Consider the following 18,202-nt stretch of genomic DNA (forward strand, 5'->3'; position numbering starts at 1 on the left):
CCGGTCGCCGACCGGGGTCGACAGCGACGTTCCCGTTCAAGCCGGCCATCACGGCCTCCGCCCGACGCCGCCGAAGCCGAGGAAGTGCGCGGCGCCCTCGTCCACGTCGTCCGGCGACTCGGGATGCCACAGCGGCAGCCGCGCCACACCGGGCTCCACCAGGCCGAACCCGTCGAACAGGTCCTCGACCTCGCGCTTCTTGCGGTACCGCATCTCGCTGACGCCGCGGTTGTACGTCGTCTTCGCGTCGTCCCAGGCGGGATTCCACTCGCCTTCCTCGTACCCGGCGTGCGAGATGGCCAGGTGGCTGCCGGGCGGGAGGGCGTCGCGGTAGTCGGCGACCATGCCGTTCGGGTCCTCGGAGTCCGGCACGAAGTGCAGCAGCGCGACCATCAGCACGCCGATCGGCCGGTCGAAGTCCAGCAGGCCCTGCACCTCGGGCGACTGCAGCACCTGCCGCGCGTCCCGCACGTCGGTCTGGAGCACGCCGACCAGCTCGTTCCCGGTGAGGATGGCCCGGCTGTGCGCGACCGCGACCGGGTCCATGTCGACGTACACCACGCGGGCGGTCGGGTCGGCGGCCTGCGCGATCTCGTGCACGTTGCCGACCGTGGGGATGCCCGAGCCCAGGTCGAGGAACTGCCGGATGCCCTGCCCCAGCATGAACCGGACCGCCCGGCGCAGGAACGCGCGGTGGTTGAGGATCACGCTCTTGAGCACCGGCACGTCGGCCAGCACCTTGTCGCCCACGGCCCGGTCGACGGCGAAGTTGTGCGCGCCACCCAGCCAGTAGTCGTAGACCCGCGCGATGCTCGGGCGGCTCAAGTCGATGTCGCCTGGTGCCCAGGTCGGCCGCTCCACGCTGTCCACCTGTCTCTCCTCGACCCCACTCGTGTCCCACCGTTGCGGTGACACGCCCATCATGGGCCAATCCGGTGAGTTATCACACCGTCCCGTCACCGCGAGTTCCGAATCAGCCCTTCCGAGCGTGATCACCGGGAAGAATGACCGCCTTGTGGGGTACCTGTGGATCGCGGGCGCGGTCGTCGTGGTGGTCGCGGTCGTGCTGCTGGTCGTGCAGCACCTCCGCAAGGGCAGCCTCCTCGTGCCGACGCTGGCCGGCACCATCGGGGCGTTCATGCTGGTCGCGGGCTGGTTGGTCGTGGTCGACCCCACCGCGCCGAAGAACGAGGCGATCAAGACCGGCGGGCTCGCGGGCGGTGCGCTGGTGGCGCTGTACGCGCTCTGGCTGAACGACCGGCGGCGGCGCACCGACGAGGAGCGGCAGCGGATCGAGGTGGCCCGCCAGCAGATCGAGGTCGCCCGGCAGCGGCTGGAGGACGCCCGGGCCGACCACGACCGGTCGCGGGTCGCCGACGAACGGTTCGCCCGATCGATTGAACTGCTCGGGCACGACGCCGAGCAGGTGCGGGTGGGGGCGATGCACGCCCTGGCCGGCCTGGCCCGGTCGCGGCCCGAGTACACGCAGACCGTGCTCGACGTGCTGTGCGCGTACCTGCGGCGGCCGTTCGCCGAGGAGGACTCCGCCGAGGAGGACTCCGCCGGGCCGAAGACCGGGGACGAGCGCGAGCTGGAGGTCCGGCTCACCGCCCAGCGGTTGATCGCCGACCTGCTGCCCCACGACGACGCGAAGCCGGCCGACGGCGAGACCACCCCGCACTACGACCTCGACCTGACCCGGGCGTACCTGGAGTACTTCGACATCTCCCACCGCCAGGTCGGCAACCTGGTCCTGCGCGCGGCGGACCTCCGGGAGTCGAACTCGTTCCACCACGCGGTCGTGCACGGCGGCGCGTGGTTCACCGACGCCACGAGCCACGGCCGGCTCTACCTGCACCACGTGGTCTTCCACGGCAAGGCGTGGTTCAGCCGGTTCACCGGCCACGAGAACACCGACTACAGCGCGACGAGGTTCCTCGGCCCGAACAAGTTCGCCGGGGTCGGGTTCACCGGGCCGGTGAGCTTCGAGGGCTGCGAGTTCGCCGAGCCGATCGACTTCGAGGGCGCCCGGTTCACCGGCGGCGTCAAGCTCGACCTGGGGAAACCCGCGGTGGCGCGCACGCACGCCATGTACGTGTCGCTGGAGCACGAGAACGTCCTGCCCGACGGCTGGGTGGTGGAGCGCCGCGACGACGGCGCCGGACTGGTCAGGAGCTGACGTGCGCGGACGATGGTTGTTGGTCGCGAGCGTGCTCGCCGCGATCCTCGTGACGATCGCGACGACCGCCGTGCTGATCGTGGTCGACCCGAAGCAGCCCAAGGCGGAGGCGATCAAGACCGGCGGGCTGGCCGGTGGCGCGATCGTCGCGCTGTACGCGCTGTGGCTCAACGACCGGCGGCGGCGCACCGAGGAGGCGCGGCACGAGCTGGAGGGCGAACGGCTCGGGCTGGAGAGCGAGAAGGTCGCCGACGAGCGTTTCGCCCGCGCGATCGAGCTGCTGGGCAACGACGCGGACCAGGTCAGGGTGGGTGCGATGCACGTGCTGGCCGGGCTGGCCGGCACCACGCCGAGGTACAAGCAGACCGTGCTGAGCGTGCTGTGCGCCTACCTGCGGCGGCCGTTCGACCACCCGTCGCTGACGGAGAAGCCCGAGGACCCGGACCAGGCGTACGTCGGCAAGAAGCGCGTCGTGAAGCCGGAGGACGACCAGGAGATGACGGTCCGGATGACCGCGCAGCGGCTCATCACGGACCTGCTGCCGTGGGGCAGCGACCCGGACGAGACCCAGTACCAGCTGGACCTGACGGCGGCGAAGCTCTTCTACTTCCGGTTGGAGGGCCGCCGGTTCGGCCGGCTCGTCGCCCGGCGGGCCCAGTTCTACGGGATCACCGCGTTCCGCGAGGTCGAGCTGACCAAGCCCGCGCTGTTCTCCGGCGCCACGTTCCACGGCCGGGTGGACCTCCGGGACGGCCGGTTCGCCGGCGGCATCTCGTTCCAGGACACCGCGTTCACGCTGGAAGTGGACGTCACGGGCGCGAAGGTCGGCACGTTCCTGCACGTCGCGCCGCGACCGCCGAAGCAGGTCGGCGACCTGGAGGTGCTGGCGGGCACCGCGTTCCGGGTCGACCCGCAGGGCTGGCGGCTAACCGGCGACGGGCAGGCCCCGGCCCGCCTCGACGACCATGTCCAGCAGGACTGACGCGGCGGCGCTCACGGTCGGCGCGGTGACCACGGCGGTCTCGGCCGTCGGGGCGTCGACCAGGTCCACGAACACCGCGCGGGTCTGCTTGCCGGCGAACGACCGGGGCACCAGCGCGACACCGAGGCCGAAGCCGACGAAGTCCAGCAGCGAGTGCACGTCGTTGACCTCGACCGCGACCTTGCGGTCCACCCCCGCGGTGGCGAGCGCGCGGTCCACGTCGTCGCGGGTGCCCCAGTCGGGGTTGAAGTCCACGAACGGCTGACCGGCCAGCTCGGCGAGCCGCACCGACTCGCGTCCCGCCAGCGGCAGCTCGGGCGCGCACGCCAGCACCAGCGGCTCGCTGGACAGGGTGGACACCTTCAGGTCGTCACCCGTCCGGCCGGACGTGACGAACGCGAGGTCCAGCCGCCCGGCGCGGACGAGGTCGACCAGCTCACCGGAACCGGCCTGGCGCAGCCGGAGTTCCACGCCGGGGTGCAGCTCGTGGAACCTGGCCAGCACGGCGGGCAGGTGGACGGCGTGCAGGCACTGGATGCTGCCGACGGCCAACGTGCCGCGCAGCAGCCCTTGGACCGCCGCCACCGCGTCACGGGCCGCGTCGATCGTGCCCAGCGCCCGGCGTGCCTCGACCAGCAGAGCCCGGCCGGCCTGGGTCAGCTCCACCTGGCGCGTGCTGCGCACGAACAGCGGCGCGCCCAGCTCGACCTCCAGCGCCCGGATCGACGCGGAGAGCCCCGATTGGGCGACGTGCATGCGCCGGGCGGCGCGGGTGAAGTGGCACTCCTCGGCCACGGCCACGAAGTACTCAAGCTGGCGGAGCTCCACGATTCATCACCCATACTGCTGAATGGCATCAGGTCCTTCTGTTGGACAGCTTAATGGGTACCGCTCAAGCTGGTGGTGCACAAGGAGCCCACAGACGGAGGTAGTGCCAGATGCTGACTCGCCGAATCGGAGGAGTCGAGGTCAGCGCCATCGGCTTGGGCGCGATGCCGATGTCGCTCGAAGGCCGCCCGGACCGCGCCCGGTCGATCGACACCATCCGCACCGCGATCGACAAGGGCGTGACCCTGATCGACACGGCCGACGCGTACTCGGCCGACGACAGCGACTTCGGGCACAACGAGGAGCTGATCGCCGAGGCCCTGAAGGGCGTCGACGGCGTCATGGTCGCCACCAAGGGCGGCCACACCCGCACGTCCGACGGCAGCTGGGGCCTGAACGGGCGCCCGGAGTACCTGAAGGCGGCGTGCGACGCGTCGTTGCGCCGGCTGGGCGTGGACGCGATCGACCTGTACCAGTTCCACCGGCCCGACCCGGCCGTCCCGATCGCCGAGTCGGTCGGCGCGCTGGCCGAGCTGCTGGACGCGGGCAAGATCAAGCTCGCGGGCGTGTCGAACTTCGACCCGGCGCAGATCCGGCAGGCGGACGAGATCCTCGGCGGACGGCTGGCGAGCGTGCAGAACCAGTTCTCGCCCGCCTTCCGGTCCAGCGAGCCGGAGTTGGAGCTGTGCGCCGAACTGGACATCGCGTTCCTGCCGTGGAGCCCGCTGGGCGGCATCAGCGCGGCCGGTGAGCTGGGTGCGCGGTTCACCGCGTTCGCCGAGGTCGCGCGGGCGCACGGCGTCAGCCCGCAGCAGGTGTGCCTGGCGTGGATGCTGGCCAAGGCGCCGCAGGTGGTGCCGATCCCCGGCTCGTCGCGGCCCGCGAGCATCGCCGACTCGGCCGACGCGGTGCACCTGGAGCTGTCCGAGGAGGAACTGGGGCGTTTGGACGTACCGACACCCTGACGGCAGGCGGCAGCGCGCGGGTACGACGACGTGGAGTTGCACTGGGCCGGTCGGGGTTGCTCCGTTTTCGTGACCAATTCACATAAAGCTTGGCGATTTGGTTAGAGGTGCAGCACACTGCCCAACGAGTCAACACCCTGCACTGGCTCAAGGAGTGACCCATGAAGAAGCTCGCACGCTCCGCCACCATCCTCCTGGCGACCATCGGCATGGCGCTGCCCGGCTTAGCCGGCACCGCTCAGGCCGCGCCCGTCGTCGAGGACCACGCCATGGGTTCGCAGATCGCCAAGCACGAAGGACGCGGCGACCAGCGGATCGTGATCAACACCGACCCCGGCGCCCAGGCCGTCGTGTACGGCATCGACGTCAGCGGCCACCAGGGGAACGTCGACTGGGGCTACTGGTGGGGCCAGGGCAAGCGGTTCGCCTACGTCAAGGCCACCGAGAGCACCACCTACCGCAACCCGTACTTCGCCCAGCAGTACAACGGCTCCTACAACATCGGCATGATCCGCGGCTCGTACCACTTCGCGCTGCCGGACCGCTCCGCCGGCTCGACCCAGGCCGACTTCTTCGTCAACAACGGCGGCGGCTGGTCGCGTGACGGGAAGACCCTGCCCGGCGCGCTGGACATGGAGTACAACCCTTACGGCTCGACCTGCTACGGGCTGTCCAAGGCGAGCATGACGTCGTGGATCCGGTCGTTCAGCGACCGCTACCACTACCGCACCGGCCGCTGGCCGGTCATCTACACGTCCACCAGCTGGTGGAGCCAGTGCGTGAGCGGCGACTTCAGCTCGACGAACCCGCTGTGGATCGCGCGCTACTCGTCCAGCGTCGGCACGCTGCCCTACGCGTGGGGGTACTACACGTTCTGGCAGTACTCGTCCTCGCCGATCGACCAGAACCAGTTCAACGGCGCCTACGACCGTCTCCAGGCCCTGGCCAACGGCTGACGTTCCCGGCGGGTTGGTCGGGAAGTGCCGGTTCGCACTTCCCGACCAACCACCCCGGACTCAGTCGAACAGAGCGGGGAGGGTGCCCTCCCAGGCCTCGCGCAGCTCGGCCAGCGGCAGCGAACCCAGCTCCTGGACCTCCAGCGCGTCGGACTCCGGGTCCACCACGCCGACCTTGCGCCACGGCAGACCGCGCGCGGTGCACATGTCGGTGAACCGCAGCTCCTCCGTGCGCGGCACGGCGACCAGCACGCGGCCCGTCGACTCGCTGAACAGCTCGGTGAACAGGTCGGCCTCCAGGAAGACCCGGGCGCCGACCTCGCCGATCAGGCACGTCTCCACGAGCGCCTGCGCCAGACCGCCGTCGGACAGGTCGTGCGCGGCGGACAGCATGCCGTCACGCGAACCCGCCACCAGCACCTCGCCCAGCAGCTTCTCCCGCTGGAGGTCCACCTTCGGCGGCAGGCCGCCCAGGTGGCCGTGCACGACGTGCGCCCACTCCGAGCCGCCGAACTCCGCGTGCGTCTCGCCGAGCAGCAGCAGCGTCTCGCCCGCCTCGGCGCCGATCCCGGTGGGGATCCGGCGGCGGACGTCGTCGATCACGCCCAGCACGCCGACGACCGGCGTCGGCAGGATCGCCGTGGCACCGGTCTGGTTGTAGAAGCTGACGTTGCCGCCGGTCACCGGGATGCCCAGCTCGACGCACCCGTCCGCCAGGCCCTTCACGGCCTGCTCGAACTGCCACATCACCGCCGGGTCCTCGGGCGAGCCGAAGTTCAGGCAGTTGGTGACCGCCACCGGCGTCGCGCCCGTGGTCGACACGTTCCGGTACGCCTCGGCCAGCGCCAGCTGCGCGCCCGCGTACGGGTCGAGCTTGGCGTAGCGGCCGTTGCAGTCCGTGGACAGCGCCACGCCCCGGTTGGTGGTCTCGTCGATCCGGATCATGCCCGAGTCGGCCGGCTGCGAGAGCACCGTTCCGCCGCGCACGTAGCGGTCGTACTGCTGGGTGACCCACCGCTTCGACGCCAGGTTCGGCGACGCCGCCATCGTCTTGACCAGGTCGAGCAGCTCTTCCCGCGCGGGCTTCGGGAGCCCGTCCGGCGTGTCCGCCTGGAGCGCGTCCTGGTCGGCCGGGCGCTCGATCGGCCGGTTGTACACCGGACCCTCGTGCGCGACGGTGCGCGGCGGCACGTCCAGCACGACCTCGTCGTGCCAGGTGATGACCAGCCGGTCGCCCTCGGTGACCTCGCCGATCTCGGTGGCGATGACGTCCCACTTCGCGCAGACCGCCATGAACGCGTCCAGGTCCTCCGGCCGCACGACCGCGCACATGCGCTCCTGCGACTCGCTGGACAGGATCTCCGCCGGCGTCATCCCGGTGGCGCGCAACGGCACCCGGTCCAGGTAGACGTGCATGCCGCCGTCACCGGCGCTGGCCAGCTCCGACGTCGCGCACGCCAGGCCCGCGCCGCCAAGGTCCTGGATGCCGACCACGATGCGCTCGGCGAACAGCTCCAGGCAGCACTCGATCAGGACCTTCTCGGTGAACGGGTCGCCCACCTGCACGCTCGGCAGCTTCTTGCGCTTGCCCGCCGAGTCGTCGAAGGTCTCGGACGCCAGCACGGACACGCCGCCGATGCCGTCGAGACCGGTCCGCGCGCCGAACAGGATGACCTTGTTGCCGGTGCCCGAGGCGTGCGCCAGGTGCAGGTCCTCGACCCGCATCGCACCCACGCACAGGGCGTTGACCAGCGGGTTTCCCGCGTACGTCGCGTCGAACACGACCTCGCCGCCGATGTTCGGCAGGCCGAGGCAGTTGCCGTAGCCACCGACGCCGGCCACGATGCCCGGCAGCACCCGGCGGGTGTCCGGCGCGTCGGCCGGCCCGAACCGCAGCGGGTCCATCACGGCCAGCGGGCGCGCGCCCATCGCCAGGATGTCCCGCACGATGCCGCCCACGCCCGTCGCCGCGCCCTGGTACGGCTCGACGTAGGACGGGTGGTTGTGGCTCTCGGCCTTGAACGTGATCGCCCAGCCGTCGCCGATGTCGACGACGCCCGCGTTCTCGCCGATGCCCGCGAGCATCTTCTCGCGCATCTCGTCGGTCGTGGTGTCGCTGAAGTACTTGAGGTGCACCTTGGACGACTTGTAGGAGCAGTGCTCGCTCCACATCACCGAGTACATGGCCAGCTCGGCGTCCGTGGGGCGGCGGCCCAGGATGTCCTTGATGCGGGCGTACTCGTCGTCCTTCAGGCCCAGCTCCTTGTAGGGCTGCTCCTGGTCGGGCGTGCTCTCCGCGTTCTTGACGGTGTCGACGGTCATCAGGCCTTCACCACCGAGTCGACGAGGGACAGGAACATGCCGAGCCCGTCGTCGGTGGGCCCGGTGAGCGCGTCGATCGCGTGCTCGGGGTGCGGCATCAGGCCGACGACGCGGCCGTTGGCGCTGGTGATGCCGGCGATGTCGTTGCGCGAGCCGTTCGGGTTCTCGCCGACGTAGCGGAAGACCACGCGACCCTCGCCCTCGAGTTCGTCCAAAGTGGACTGGTCGGCCTGGTAGCCGCCCTCGCCGGACTTGAGCGGGACGAGGATCTCCGCGCCGTTGTCGTAGCGGGACGTCCACGCCGTGGCGTTGTTCTCGACCTTCAGCCACTGGTCGCGGCACACGAAGTGCAGCTTGTGGTTGCGGATGAGCGCGCCGGGCAGCAGGTGGGCCTCGCACAGGATCTGGAAGCCGTTGCAGATGCCGAGGACCGGCATGCCCTTCTTCGCCGCGTCGACCACTTCCTGCATGACCGGGGCGAACCGGGCGATCGCGCCGCAGCGCAGGTAGTCGCCGTAGGAGAACCCACCGGGCACGATGACCGCGTCGACGTCCTTCAGGTCGTGGTCGGCGTGCCAGAGTTTGACCGCCTCCCCGCCCGCGTACCCGACCGCGCGGGCCGCGTCGACGTCGTCCAGCGTGCCGGGGAACGTGATGACCCCGACCCTCATGCCTCTACCCGCCTCACGACCCAGTCCTCGATGACCGGGTTGGCGAGGAAGGTCTCGGCGATCTTGGCGAGTGTGGCGTCGTCGACGTCGTCGGCGACCTCCAACTCGAAGTGCTTGCCCTGGCGGACACTGGTGATTCCGTCGAACCCGAGACGGGGCAGCGCGTTGGCCACCGCCTGTCCTTGCGGGTCGAGGATTTCGGGCTTCGGCATGACGTCGACGACGACTCGGGCCACGACAGGCTGCTCCAAGCTAGGAGGGCTGGCGGTACTCGCGGAGCCTACCTGACCTGGGTGTTCATCAACTTCACAGGTGGCGGGCGGCACACGTTCACCTCGATTCACCCGATTGTGATGCCGCGTTGTGGGGTGGGTTCCTGCTAGCCTGATCTCAGCTTCGGCCCGTAAGCCGAGGAAGTGAGCGCGGTCCCCCTCCGGACGGTCGGCGGCCGCGCTTCGCGCTATCTACGGCCAGTCGAGCCTGATCACCGAACCGATCATGGGCGCGGCCCGTCGAGCCCAGTCGCCGCCGGCACCGTGGCACCAGCCTGCGATGTCCGCCAGCCAGAGCAACGGTTCGGCGGTGCTGGTGAAGTGCTCGTAGACGAGCCCGGTCTCGCGGGCGCGCTTGCCCAAAGCGCGGCGGATGGTCAGTTCGTCGTGTGCATCACGCGCCTCACGGCTGTCCAAGACCAAGCGGCGACCATCGATATCGAGCAGGTCTTCCGTCAACCTCGCCAGGCACTCCTGCCGAGCGCGTTCCTCACTTCGGCCGCAGCTCCCCCGGTAGATGTCGACGCGGACGCCGAACTCGACCACGTTCGACAACAGCAGCTTGCGGCGTGCGGGCTTCTCTTTGTAGAAGTGCAGTTCCCGCTGTCCGGGAAACAGCAGGCCGCGCAACTGCGACCGCAGGCGCTTCAGATCTTGGGGTTGGACGATAGCGGCCGCCAGGTAATACGTGTCGTTGCGGCGGGATTCGTCGACAAAGGCGTGCACACTCACGGCCGGGTATCGGCACGTGGCCGGGTCGTCCGAAGCGATTCCGCCCGAACGTGTGTTCGGCCGCCCCGGTGGTACCACCGGGCACACCAGGCCGTTCGCTGTCGGCGGACGCGGTGGCGGCGGGGGCGGGCGCACCGCAGGGTGGGGATCATGCGCATCCTGGTGCTCGGTGGCACGGTTTTCCTCAGCAAGGCGACTGCCGTCGAGGCGGTGCGGCGCGGGCACCAGGTGGTCTGCGCGGCGCGCGGGGAGTCGGGGCGGGTGCCCGACGGCGCGACGCACGTCGCCGTCGACCGGAACGTCGGGCTCGGCCCGCTGGTCGGCTCGCACTTCGACGCGGTCGTCGACGTGGCCAAGATGTCGGTGACCTGGGTCCGCGACGCGCTGAGATCGGTCACCGCCGACCACTGGACCTTCATCTCCAGTTGTTCCGTCTACGCCGACCACTCCGCGCCCGGCACCACCGCGACCCTCGACCCGCTCGAAGACGACGCCGACGCGCCGATGTCGTCCGACCGCTACGGCGCGGTCAAGGTCGCCGGTGAGAACGCCGTCCGCGACGCGCTCGACGGCCGCGCCTTCATCGTCCGCGCCGGCCTCATCACCGGCCCCGGCGACCCGAGCGACCGGTTCGGCTACTGGCCCAACCGGCTCGCGCAGGGCGGCCGGGTCGCCGTCCCCGACGCGCCCGACCAGCCCGCCCAGCACATCGACGTGCGCGACCTCGCCGCCTGGATCGTCGACGCCGCCGAACGCCGCGTCACCGGCACCTATGACGCCATCGGCCCGGCCAACCCGCTGTCCCTGGTCCTCGGCGAGATCGCGGGCGCGGTGGCGCCGCAGGGCACCGAGCTGGTCCGCATCCCCGAGCCCGTCCTCCAGCAGCACGGCGTCGCGCCCTGGGTCGGACCGCGATCACTGCCGCTCTGGCTGCCACCGACCCACCGCGCGATGATGTTCCGCGACGCGGGCCCGGCGATGGCCGCCGGTCTCCGGGTCCGCCCCACGGCCGACACGGCGCTGGACACGCTGGAGCACGAACGCGCCCTCGGCCCCGACCGCACCCGCCGCGCGGGGCTGACACCGGACGTGGAGGACGCGCTCCTGCTTGCCGTCGGCTGAGCGCCCGCACGCCCACCCGGGTAGAACGACGCGAAGAGGAGGTCCACCCCATGCTGATCATCCACTTCGGACACTCGTGCCTGCTGGTCGACACCGGCGAGTCCCGGCTGCTGTTCGACCCCGGCACGTTCTCGACGGGGTTCGAGCAGGTCGAGGACCTGGACGCGATCCTGATCACGCACGACCACCCGGACCACGTCGACACCGGGAAGCTGCCCGGCCTGCGCGCGGCGAACCCCGGAGCACGGCTGATCGCGCCGTTCGACCTCGACGGCGCGGAGGTCGTCAAGCCCGGAGACGCCCTCGACCTCGGCAACACCGCCGTGAACGTCGTCGACGCGCCGCACGAGGTCGTGCACCCGACCATCGAACGGCCGCTGAACGTCGGCTACCTGGTCGACCACGGCGCGTTCTACCACCCCGGCGACTCGCTGACCGTGCCCGACCAGCGCATTGACGTCCTCGGCCTGCCCACCGCCGCACCGTGGATGAAGGTGTCCGACGCGGCGGACTTCCTGGCCGCGGTCGGTCCGCGCAAGGCGGTGCCGATCCACGAGGCGATCCTCGCGAAGACCGAGATCTTCTACCGCGTCCTCAAGGGCACCGCGCCGGACGGCGTGGAGGTCGTCGTGCTGCCCCGGGGCGAGGCGGTCGAGCTGTAGGTCACCGAGTCGTAGGTCACCGGGGAGGCGCCGTGGTGCAGCGCCAGGTCGACGGCCTCCAGCAGCACCTCGCGCTGCCCGATGTGGTCGAGCGACGCGGCGTCCACCCCGATCCGCACCAGCCCGCCGCGCCGGGCCGCCCTGCCGACGCCGAGCAGGTAGCTCCAGTGCTCGCTGACCATCCGCACCCGGCCCGGCCGCACCGCACCGGTGCGCAGGTCACGCACGCCCGCCATGTCCGCGCACACCCCGAACCGGTGCCGGCGCAACGCGACCACCGTGCCCGGTGACGCCAGCCAGCCCGGCGGCGCGAACAGATCGGTGGCCAGCCCGAGCCGTCCCAACGCGGTCCGCGCGGCGACCAGCCGCAGGCCTGCCTCGTGCGCGGGCAGCGCGGAGAACTCGGCCCGCCGACGCAGCGACACCGCCCGGTGCGTCGGGTCGGGCTGGTGGTCGAAACCGTGCAGGACCAGGGCGTCACCCGCGGCCACGCGTCGGCGCACCCAGGTCAGCGCATCACCGGGCACGGCCTTGCGCGCCGCGAGGAGCAGCGACAGCGGCACCCGCCGCCGGTCCAGTTCTCCGGTCAGGTCGGCGCACCGGGCGAGCGTGCTCGGCCCGATGCCGGACAGCGAAACCACGAGGTCGGCGACCATGCCGTCCAGTGCGCCCCACCGGCGTGTCGGCCGCTCTACGACCAGGTGACGAGCCGATGCGGAACCGGCGAACTTACGCCGGACCTCGACTCATTCCGGACCTCGACTCATTCCGGGCTGGGCCACTCGGCGAACGAACGGCCGCTGATCCGCTCGTACGCCTCGACGTACCGGGTCCTGGTGGCCGCGACGACGTCGTCCGGCAGCGGTGGCGGCGGGGTGTCGGACGCGCGGTCCCAGCCGGAGGCGTCCGAGGTCAGCCAGTCGCGCACGTACTGCTTGTCGAACGACGGCTGCGCGTGCCCCGGCTCGTACACGTCCGCCGGCCAGTACCGCGACGAGTCCGGCGTCAGCACCTCGTCCGCGAGCACCAGCGTCCCGGACCGGTCCAGCCCGAACTCCAGCTTCGTGTCGGCCAGGACCACGCCACGCGACCGGGCGTACTCGCGCCCCGCGCCGTAGACCTCCAGCGTGACGTCCCGCAGGCGGGCGGCCAGGGAAGCGCCCACTGCCCCCTCGACGTGCGCGAACGACACGTTCTCGTCGTGCGACCCCAGCTCGGCCTTGGTCGCCGGGGTGAAGATCGGCGGGGTCAGCTCGGACGCCTCGACCAGGCCCGGCGGCAGGTCGATCCCGCACACGGACCCGGTCTGCCGGTACTCGGCCATCCCGGACCCGGTCAGGTAGCCGCGCGCCACGCACTCCACCTGCACCATCTCCAGCCGCCGCACCAGCAGCGCCCGGCCGCGCACCTCGGCGGGGATGCGCGGGTCGTCCCACGCCACCAGGTGGTTGGGCACCAGGTCCGCGAACTTCTCGAACCAGAACACGCTCATCGCGGTGAGCACCCGACCCTTGTCGGGGATCTCCGTGGTCAGCACGTGGTCGAAGGCGGAGATCCGGTCGGACGCCACGAACAGCAGCAGTTCGTCGTCCACCTCGTGGATCTGACGGACCTTGCCTGCGGCGACCTGCCGGTATTCAGCGAGCTTGGGCACGGTCCGAAGGGTACTTGTCCCAGTACGTGGGTACCTCTTCCCTCCTGGGGCAAGATTCCTGCCATGCGTGCACCCGGACTCATGATCGCCGTGACCGCCGCCCTCGCGGTGGCCTGCGCCCCCGCGGACCAGACGACCGCGCCGCCGACCAACCAGGTGGACGGCGTGGACTGCACGAAGGACAAACTCGCCACGCTCACCCCGGGCAAGATCACCTTTGGCACGGACCAGCCGGTGTACGAGCCGTGGTTCGTGGACGACGACCCGGCCAACGGCAAGGGCTTCGAGTCGGCCGTCGCCTACGCGCTGGCCGAGGAACTCGGCTACGCGAAGACCGACGTGGTGTGGACGCGGGTGCCGTTCCTCGCCGCCATCCAGCCGGGCAAGAAGACCTACGACATGGACCTGAACGAGTTCTCCATCACCGAGGAGCGCAGGCAGGCGGTCGACTTCTCCGCGCCGTACTACGACGTGGACCAGGTCGTCATCACGCTGAAGTCGGCCAAGGCGGCCTCGGTGAAGACGCTGGCGGAGCTGAAGTCGGTCAAGGTCGGTGCGCAGGTCGGGACCACCAGCTACGAGGCCGCGCTGCGCCTCCAGCCGGAGGAGGACGTGGCGGTCTACAACACCAACGAGGACGCCAAGGCCGCGCTGCGCGCCGGGCAGATCGACGCGCTCGTGGTGGATTTGCCGACCGCGTTCTACATCACGTCCGCGGAACTGGAGGACGGCGTGATCGTCGGCCAGATCCCGCGCGGCGACGGCAAGCCCGAGCAGTTCGGCATCGTGCTCGACAAGGGCAGCCCGCTCACCGCGTGCGTGTCGACGGCGGTCGAGAACCTGCGTGCGGACGGCACGCTGGCCAAGATCGAAGGGGAATGGCTGTCGGCCGCGGGCACCGCACCCGAGCTGAAGTGACGAGCGAGCTGCAGCGGGAACGCCTGGCGTACAAGCGTTCCCGTTCGCGGCGGTCCACGCTGGTCGCCCTGCTGTCGACCGCCGTGTTCGCCGTCGTCGCCGTGTTCACCGTCACCGGTGCGCCGGGCTGGCCGCGGGTGCGGCAGTCGTTCTTCAACGCCGAGATCGCGTGGCGCTCGCTGCCCGCGATCCTCGAAGGGCTCTGGCTGAACCTGCGCGTGCTGCTGGTGTGCGGCGCGGTGATCCTGGTGCTCGCGCTGGGCATCGCGACGTTGCGGACCTTGCGCGGCCCGGTGTGGTTCCCGCTGCGCGCGCTGGCCACGGTGTACGTGGACCTGTTCCGCGGCCTGCCGTTGATCATCCTGCTGTACCTGGTCGGCTTCGGCCTGCCCGCGTTGCGGCTCACCGGCGTGCCCAACGACTTCGTCGTGCTCGGCGGGGTGGCGCTGGTGCTCACGTACACCGCGTACGTGGCGGAGGTGTTCCGCGCCGGGATCGAGTCGGTCCACCCCTCGCAGCTCGCGGCGGCCCGGTCGCTCGGCCTCAGCCGGCGCAAGACCCTGCGGCTGGTGGTGCTGCCGCAGGCCGTGCGGCGGGTGATGCCGGCGCTGCTGAACGACTTCGTCGCGCTGCAGAAGGACTGCGGGCTGATCTCGGTGCTCGGCGCGGTGGACGCGGTGCGCGCCGCGCAGATCGAGCAGGCGCGGGCGTACAACTTCACCCCGTACGTGGTGGCGGGGTTGCTGTTCGTGCTGCTCGCGGTGCCCACGGCGCGGTTCGCCGACGCCATGGGCCGGCGGGCGCAACGCCGTGAGGGGGGACGATGACCGAGCCGGTGCTCAGCGTGCGCGAGGTGGTCAAGCGCTACGGGGCGAACACGGTGCTGGACGGGATCAGCCTCGACGTGCGCGAGCACGAGGTCGTGACGGTGATCGGATCGTCCGGGTCGGGCAAGTCGACGCTGCTGCGGTGCGTGAACCTGCTGGAGGAGTTGGACGACGGCCAGGTGCTGCTCGACGGCGTGGACGTGTCCGACCCGCGGGTGGACGCCGACGTGGCCCGGCGCGGCATGGGCATCGTGTTCCAGGCGTTCAACCTGTTCCCCCACATGAGCGTCCTGGACAACATCACCCTCGCGCCGCGCGTGGTGCACGAGGTACCGCGTGACCAGGCCGAGCAGAACGCCCGTGAACTGCTCGAACGGGTCGGGCTCGCGGACCGGGCCGGCAGCTTCCCCGAGCAGTTGTCCGGCGGGCAGCAGCAGCGGGTGGCGATCGCGCGGGCGTTGGCCTACTCGCCGCGGCTGCTGCTGCTGGACGAGATCACCAGCGCGTTGGACCCGGAGCTGGTCGGCGAGGTGTTGGCGCTGGTCCGGGAGCTGGCGGTGGCGGGCCGGACGATCCTGATGGCGACCCACGAGATGGGGTTCGCGCGGCAGGTGGCGGACCGGGTGGTGTTCCTCGACGGCGGTCGGCTGGTCGAGTCGGGGCCGCCCGAGCAGGTGCTCGGCGAACCCGTGCACCCGCGGACCCGGCAGTTCCTGCGGAGGATCATCGAGGCCGGTCGCCTCTGACCCGGCTCGCCTCTGACCTGGCTCGACGCCCGCGGGAGGGGTCGGCGGGAGGGGGCGGCACTGGGCCACTCGGGGACGCCACTTGGGGTATCGGACGAGTGGCCCTACTCTGCTTGCCGTGGTCCATCGGAAGGCATTCGTGGCACCCGTCGCGGCGAGCGGCGGGCTGCTCCTGCTGCTGCTCATCGGCGCGTGCGGCAAGCCGTCGGCGAACCCGGAGCCGGTGGTGATACCGACGATCTCCAGTTCCGCGTCCGCGACGCCGACCTCGATCCCGGCGGTGGCCCACATCTCGGTCCAGCCGACGACGACCACCCTGGCGCCGACCGTGGCCGCGACGACGGAGCCGCCACCACCACCCCCGCCGCCGCCGGTGCAGGTCCAGCCGGTGCCCGAGCCGACCACCCAGCCGCCGACCACCGAGCCGCCCGAGTACGACGAGGTGGCAGTGGAGGGCTTCCCGTGCGACGAGCAGGGTGCGCGGGCGGTCGATCCGGCGGGCCGCAAGCTGGTCTGCAAGCAGACCCGCCGGGGCTGGCTGATCTGGGACCGGGTCTAGCGGGCCGACCGGCCTGCGGGTGAACAGGCCGGCGGGCTGGCGTTGTCGGCGGATCAGCCGGGTCGGCGAGGTCAGCCGGGTCAGTCGGGTCGGCGTGGTCGGCTGGGTCGGCCAGGTCAGTCGGGTCGGCGAGGTCAGTCGGGTCGGCGAGGTCAGCCGGGCTGGCGGGGTCAGTCGGGTCGGCGGGGTCAGTCGGGTCGGCCAGGTCAGTCGGATCGGCCGGGTTAGCGGGCCGCCAGGGTCAGCGGGCCGCCAGGGTCAGCGGGCCGCCAGGGTCAGCGGGCCGCCAGGGTCGGTGAGCCAGCGTTGTCGGTCGATCAGCAGGCCCAGCGGACTCGACCGGTCAGAGGATCGGCTCGGGCGCGTAGCCGGCCGCGGCGGGGTGCTTCGCCACCACGTCCTCCACCTGCCGGACCACGTCCGCGACCTGGTGCTCGGCCACACCGGTGAACGACAGCCGGTCGGCCAGCAGCGCGTCGAGCGCGGCCCGGTCCAGCGGCAGGCGGTCGTCGGCGGCGAGCCGGTCCAGCAGGTCGTTCCGAGCCAGCCCCTGCTCGCGCATGGCCAACGCCACCGCGACCGCGTGCTCCTTGATGGCCTCGTGCGCCGTCTCCCGGCCGACACCCGCCCGGATCGCGCCCATCAGCACCTTCGTGGTGGCCAGGAACGGCAGGTAGCGGTCCAGTTCGCGGGCGACGACCGCCGGGTACGCGCCGAACTCGTCCAGCACCGTGAGGAACGTCTCCAGCAGCCCGTCGAACGCGAAGAACGCGTCCGGCAGCGCGACCCGGCGCACCACCGAGCACGAGACGTCGCCCTCGTTCCACTGGTCGCCCGACAGCTCGCCGACCATGGACAGGTAGCCGCGCAGGATCACCGCGAACCCGTTCACCCGCTCGCACGACCGGGTGTTCATCTTGTGCGGCATCGCGCTGGAGCCGACCTGACCGGCCTTGAAGCCCTCGGTGACCAGCTCGTGGCCCGCCATCAGCCGGATCGTCTTGGCCAGCGACGACGGACCCGCGGCCAGCTGCACGAGCGCGGAGACCACGTCGAAGTCCAGCGACCGCGGGTAGACCTGGCCGACGCTGGTCAGCACCTTCTCGAAGCCGAGGTGGCCCGCGACGGTCCGCTCCAGCTCCACCAGCTTGTCCCGGTCGCCGCCGACCAGGTCGAGCATGTCCTGGGCGGTGCCGACCGGCCCCTTGATGCCGCGCAGCGGGTAGCGGGCGATCAGCTCGTCCAGCCGCTGGAACGCGACCAGCACCTCGTCCGCGGCGGACGCGAAGCGCTTGCCGAGCGTGGTGGCCTGGGCGGCGACGTTGTGCGAGCGGCCCGCCATGACGAGGTCGGTGTGCTCCGCGGCACGGCGCGCGAGGCGGGCCAGGACGGCGGCCGTCTTGCCGCGCACGTGCTCCAGGGACCGCAGGACCTGCAACTGCTCGACGTTCTCGGTGAGGTCGCGCGAGGTCATGCCCTTGTGCACGTGCTCGTGCCCGGCGAGCGCGTTGAACTCCTCGATGCGCGCCTTCACGTCGTGCCGCGTGACCCGCTCGCGCTCGGCGATGGACGCCAGGTCGACCTGCTCGACCACCCGCTCGTAGTCGGCGACGGCCGCGGCCGGCACGTCGACGCCGAGCTCGGCCTGCGCCCGCAGGACCGCGAGCCACAGCTGCCGCTCCAACACGATCTTGTGCTCGGCGGACCACAGGGTGGCCAGCTCCGTGGAGGCGTAGCGACCGGCGAGGACATTGGCGATGCGGGGCTTGGGCGTCACGTGACCAGGATATTTCGGCGTGGCCGCGGG

19 protein-coding genes are annotated in these 18,202 nt (G+C 71.2%); 10 read left to right on the forward strand and 9 right to left on the reverse strand.

Annotated elements, in window-relative coordinates; all coding sequences use genetic code 11:
• Nucleotides 1-48: 48 nt before the first annotated feature.
• Nucleotides 49-870, reverse strand: coding sequence for an SAM-dependent methyltransferase (locus OQ02_RS02120; protein ID WP_156076839.1), 822 nt, complete (start codon nucleotides 868-870; stop codon nucleotides 49-51).
• A gap of 145 nt (nucleotides 871-1,015) precedes the next feature.
• Between OQ02_RS02120 and OQ02_RS02125 the strand changes: the two genes are divergently transcribed.
• Both OQ02_RS02125 and OQ02_RS02130 read left to right on the forward strand, forming a co-directional pair.
• A complete protein-coding gene (locus tag OQ02_RS02125) occupies nucleotides 1,016-2,179 on the forward strand; it encodes a pentapeptide repeat-containing protein (protein ID WP_442973565.1) in 1,164 nt (387 codons plus the stop codon).
• A 1-nt stretch (nucleotide 2,180) separates the two neighbouring features.
• Complete coding sequence (locus OQ02_RS02130) at nucleotides 2,181-3,161, forward strand: pentapeptide repeat-containing protein (RefSeq protein WP_051771539.1); 981 nt, start codon at nucleotides 2,181-2,183, stop codon at nucleotides 3,159-3,161.
• Here the strand turns inward: OQ02_RS02130 and OQ02_RS02135 are convergent.
• Nucleotides 3,105-3,989, reverse strand: a complete 885-nt coding sequence (locus OQ02_RS02135; RefSeq protein ID WP_033436438.1) for a LysR family transcriptional regulator — start codon at nucleotides 3,987-3,989, stop codon at nucleotides 3,105-3,107. The genes OQ02_RS02130 and OQ02_RS02135 overlap by 57 nt on opposite strands.
• 110 nt (nucleotides 3,990-4,099) lie before the next feature.
• On the opposite strand from OQ02_RS02135, the gene OQ02_RS02140 reads away from it, so the two are divergent.
• Together OQ02_RS02140 and OQ02_RS02145 are read left to right on the forward strand one after the other, a co-directional pair.
• Nucleotides 4,100-4,954, forward strand: coding sequence for an aldo/keto reductase (locus OQ02_RS02140; RefSeq protein ID WP_033436439.1), 855 nt, complete (start codon nucleotides 4,100-4,102; stop codon nucleotides 4,952-4,954).
• A 161-nt stretch (nucleotides 4,955-5,115) separates the two neighbouring features.
• The gene (locus OQ02_RS02145) at nucleotides 5,116-5,910 is read left to right on the forward strand and encodes a lysozyme (protein WP_081915329.1); all 795 of its coding nucleotides are present in this window, start codon (nucleotides 5,116-5,118) and stop codon (nucleotides 5,908-5,910) included.
• Nucleotides 5,911-5,970: 60 nt separating this feature from the next.
• Here OQ02_RS02145 and purL read toward each other — a convergent pair whose 3' ends face one another.
• The 4 genes from purL to OQ02_RS02165 all read right to left on the reverse strand — a co-directional run bounded on the left by purL (nucleotide 5,971) and on the right by OQ02_RS02165 (nucleotide 9,907).
• The gene (purL, locus tag OQ02_RS02150; protein ID WP_033436440.1) at nucleotides 5,971-8,232 is read right to left on the reverse strand and encodes a phosphoribosylformylglycinamidine synthase subunit PurL; all 2,262 of its coding nucleotides are present in this window, start codon (nucleotides 8,230-8,232) and stop codon (nucleotides 5,971-5,973) included.
• Nucleotides 8,232-8,903: a phosphoribosylformylglycinamidine synthase subunit PurQ gene (gene purQ, locus OQ02_RS02155; RefSeq protein ID WP_033436441.1), complete on the reverse strand. Its 672-nt coding sequence runs from the start codon at nucleotides 8,901-8,903 to the stop codon at nucleotides 8,232-8,234. The genes purL and purQ overlap by 1 nt, the downstream gene beginning before the upstream one ends.
• Nucleotides 8,900-9,139 carry a phosphoribosylformylglycinamidine synthase subunit PurS gene (gene purS, locus OQ02_RS02160; protein ID WP_033428368.1) on the reverse strand — a complete coding sequence of 80 codons (240 nt, stop codon included), beginning with the start codon at nucleotides 9,137-9,139 and terminating at the stop codon, nucleotides 8,900-8,902. Before purS ends, purQ begins: the two co-directional genes overlap by 4 nt.
• A gap of 228 nt (nucleotides 9,140-9,367) precedes the next feature.
• Nucleotides 9,368-9,907 carry a hypothetical protein gene (locus OQ02_RS02165; RefSeq protein WP_033436442.1) on the reverse strand — a complete coding sequence of 180 codons (540 nt, stop codon included), beginning with the start codon at nucleotides 9,905-9,907 and terminating at the stop codon, nucleotides 9,368-9,370.
• A gap of 150 nt (nucleotides 9,908-10,057) precedes the next feature.
• Between OQ02_RS02165 and OQ02_RS02170 the strand changes: the two genes are divergently transcribed.
• A complete protein-coding gene (locus OQ02_RS02170) occupies nucleotides 10,058-11,029 on the forward strand; it encodes an NAD-dependent epimerase/dehydratase family protein (RefSeq protein ID WP_033436942.1) in 972 nt (323 codons plus the stop codon).
• Nucleotides 11,030-11,079: 50 nt separating this feature from the next.
• Complete coding sequence (locus tag OQ02_RS02175) at nucleotides 11,080-11,691, forward strand: MBL fold metallo-hydrolase (protein ID WP_033436443.1); 612 nt, start codon at nucleotides 11,080-11,082, stop codon at nucleotides 11,689-11,691.
• Here the strand turns inward: OQ02_RS02175 and OQ02_RS02180 are convergent.
• On the reverse strand, nucleotides 11,613-12,347 hold the full coding sequence (locus OQ02_RS02180; RefSeq protein WP_033436444.1) for a DUF2334 domain-containing protein: 735 nt from the start codon (nucleotides 12,345-12,347) through the stop codon (nucleotides 11,613-11,615). The two genes, OQ02_RS02175 and OQ02_RS02180, sit on opposite strands and share 79 nt — an antisense overlap.
• A 107-nt stretch (nucleotides 12,348-12,454) precedes the next feature.
• Nucleotides 12,455-13,345, reverse strand: coding sequence for a phosphoribosylaminoimidazolesuccinocarboxamide synthase (locus OQ02_RS02185; protein WP_033436445.1), 891 nt, complete (start codon nucleotides 13,343-13,345; stop codon nucleotides 12,455-12,457).
• A 63-nt stretch (nucleotides 13,346-13,408) separates the two neighbouring features.
• Between OQ02_RS02185 and OQ02_RS02190 the strand changes: the two genes are divergently transcribed.
• From OQ02_RS02190 to OQ02_RS02205, 4 genes are all read left to right on the forward strand, one after another.
• The gene (locus OQ02_RS02190) at nucleotides 13,409-14,263 is read left to right on the forward strand and encodes an ABC transporter substrate-binding protein (RefSeq protein WP_033436446.1); all 855 of its coding nucleotides are present in this window, start codon (nucleotides 13,409-13,411) and stop codon (nucleotides 14,261-14,263) included.
• Nucleotides 14,260-15,090 carry an amino acid ABC transporter permease gene (locus tag OQ02_RS02195; protein ID WP_231499835.1) on the forward strand — a complete coding sequence of 277 codons (831 nt, stop codon included), beginning with the start codon at nucleotides 14,260-14,262 and terminating at the stop codon, nucleotides 15,088-15,090. Before OQ02_RS02190 ends, OQ02_RS02195 begins: the two co-directional genes overlap by 4 nt.
• Nucleotides 15,087-15,836 carry an amino acid ABC transporter ATP-binding protein gene (locus OQ02_RS02200; protein WP_033436447.1) on the forward strand — a complete coding sequence of 250 codons (750 nt, stop codon included), beginning with the start codon at nucleotides 15,087-15,089 and terminating at the stop codon, nucleotides 15,834-15,836. The genes OQ02_RS02195 and OQ02_RS02200 overlap by 4 nt, the downstream gene beginning before the upstream one ends.
• 118 nt (nucleotides 15,837-15,954) lie before the next feature.
• On the forward strand, nucleotides 15,955-16,395 hold the full coding sequence (locus OQ02_RS02205; RefSeq protein ID WP_033436448.1) for a hypothetical protein: 441 nt from the start codon (nucleotides 15,955-15,957) through the stop codon (nucleotides 16,393-16,395).
• Nucleotides 16,396-16,738: 343 nt separating this feature from the next.
• On the opposite strand, the gene purB is transcribed toward OQ02_RS02205, so the two are convergent.
• Nucleotides 16,739-18,172 (reverse strand): adenylosuccinate lyase, encoded by a 1,434-nt coding sequence (gene purB, locus OQ02_RS02210; protein ID WP_033436449.1) that lies wholly within the window; start codon nucleotides 18,170-18,172, stop codon nucleotides 16,739-16,741.
• Nucleotides 18,173-18,202 lie beyond the last annotated feature (30 nt).

It is taken from the genome of Saccharothrix sp. NRRL B-16314 (assembly GCF_000716595.1).
In the GTDB taxonomy this organism is placed as follows: domain Bacteria; phylum Actinomycetota; class Actinomycetes; order Mycobacteriales; family Pseudonocardiaceae; genus Actinosynnema.

What these genes read in the sequence shown, in the direction of transcription:
- OQ02_RS02140 (WP_033436439.1), top strand. Translation starts at nt 4,100, where the DNA reads ATGCTGACTCGCCGAATCGGAGGAGTCGAGGTCAGCGCCATCGGCTTG.
- OQ02_RS02145 (WP_081915329.1), top strand. Translation starts at nt 5,116, where the DNA reads ATGAAGAAGCTCGCACGCTCCGCCACCATCCTCCTGGCGACCATCGGC.
- purL (WP_033436440.1), bottom strand. Translation starts at nt 8,232, where the DNA reads ATGACCGTCGACACCGTCAAGAACGCGGAGAGCACGCCCGACCAGGAG.
- purQ (WP_033436441.1), bottom strand. Translation starts at nt 8,903, where the DNA reads ATGAGGGTCGGGGTCATCACGTTCCCCGGCACGCTGGACGACGTCGAC.
- OQ02_RS02170 (WP_033436942.1), top strand. Translation starts at nt 10,058, where the DNA reads ATGCGCATCCTGGTGCTCGGTGGCACGGTTTTCCTCAGCAAGGCGACT.
- OQ02_RS02175 (WP_033436443.1), top strand. Translation starts at nt 11,080, where the DNA reads ATGCTGATCATCCACTTCGGACACTCGTGCCTGCTGGTCGACACCGGC.
- OQ02_RS02180 (WP_033436444.1), bottom strand. Translation starts at nt 12,347, where the DNA reads ATGGTCGCCGACCTCGTGGTTTCGCTGTCCGGCATCGGGCCGAGCACG.
- OQ02_RS02190 (WP_033436446.1), top strand. Translation starts at nt 13,409, where the DNA reads ATGCGTGCACCCGGACTCATGATCGCCGTGACCGCCGCCCTCGCGGTG.
- OQ02_RS02200 (WP_033436447.1), top strand. Translation starts at nt 15,087, where the DNA reads ATGACCGAGCCGGTGCTCAGCGTGCGCGAGGTGGTCAAGCGCTACGGG.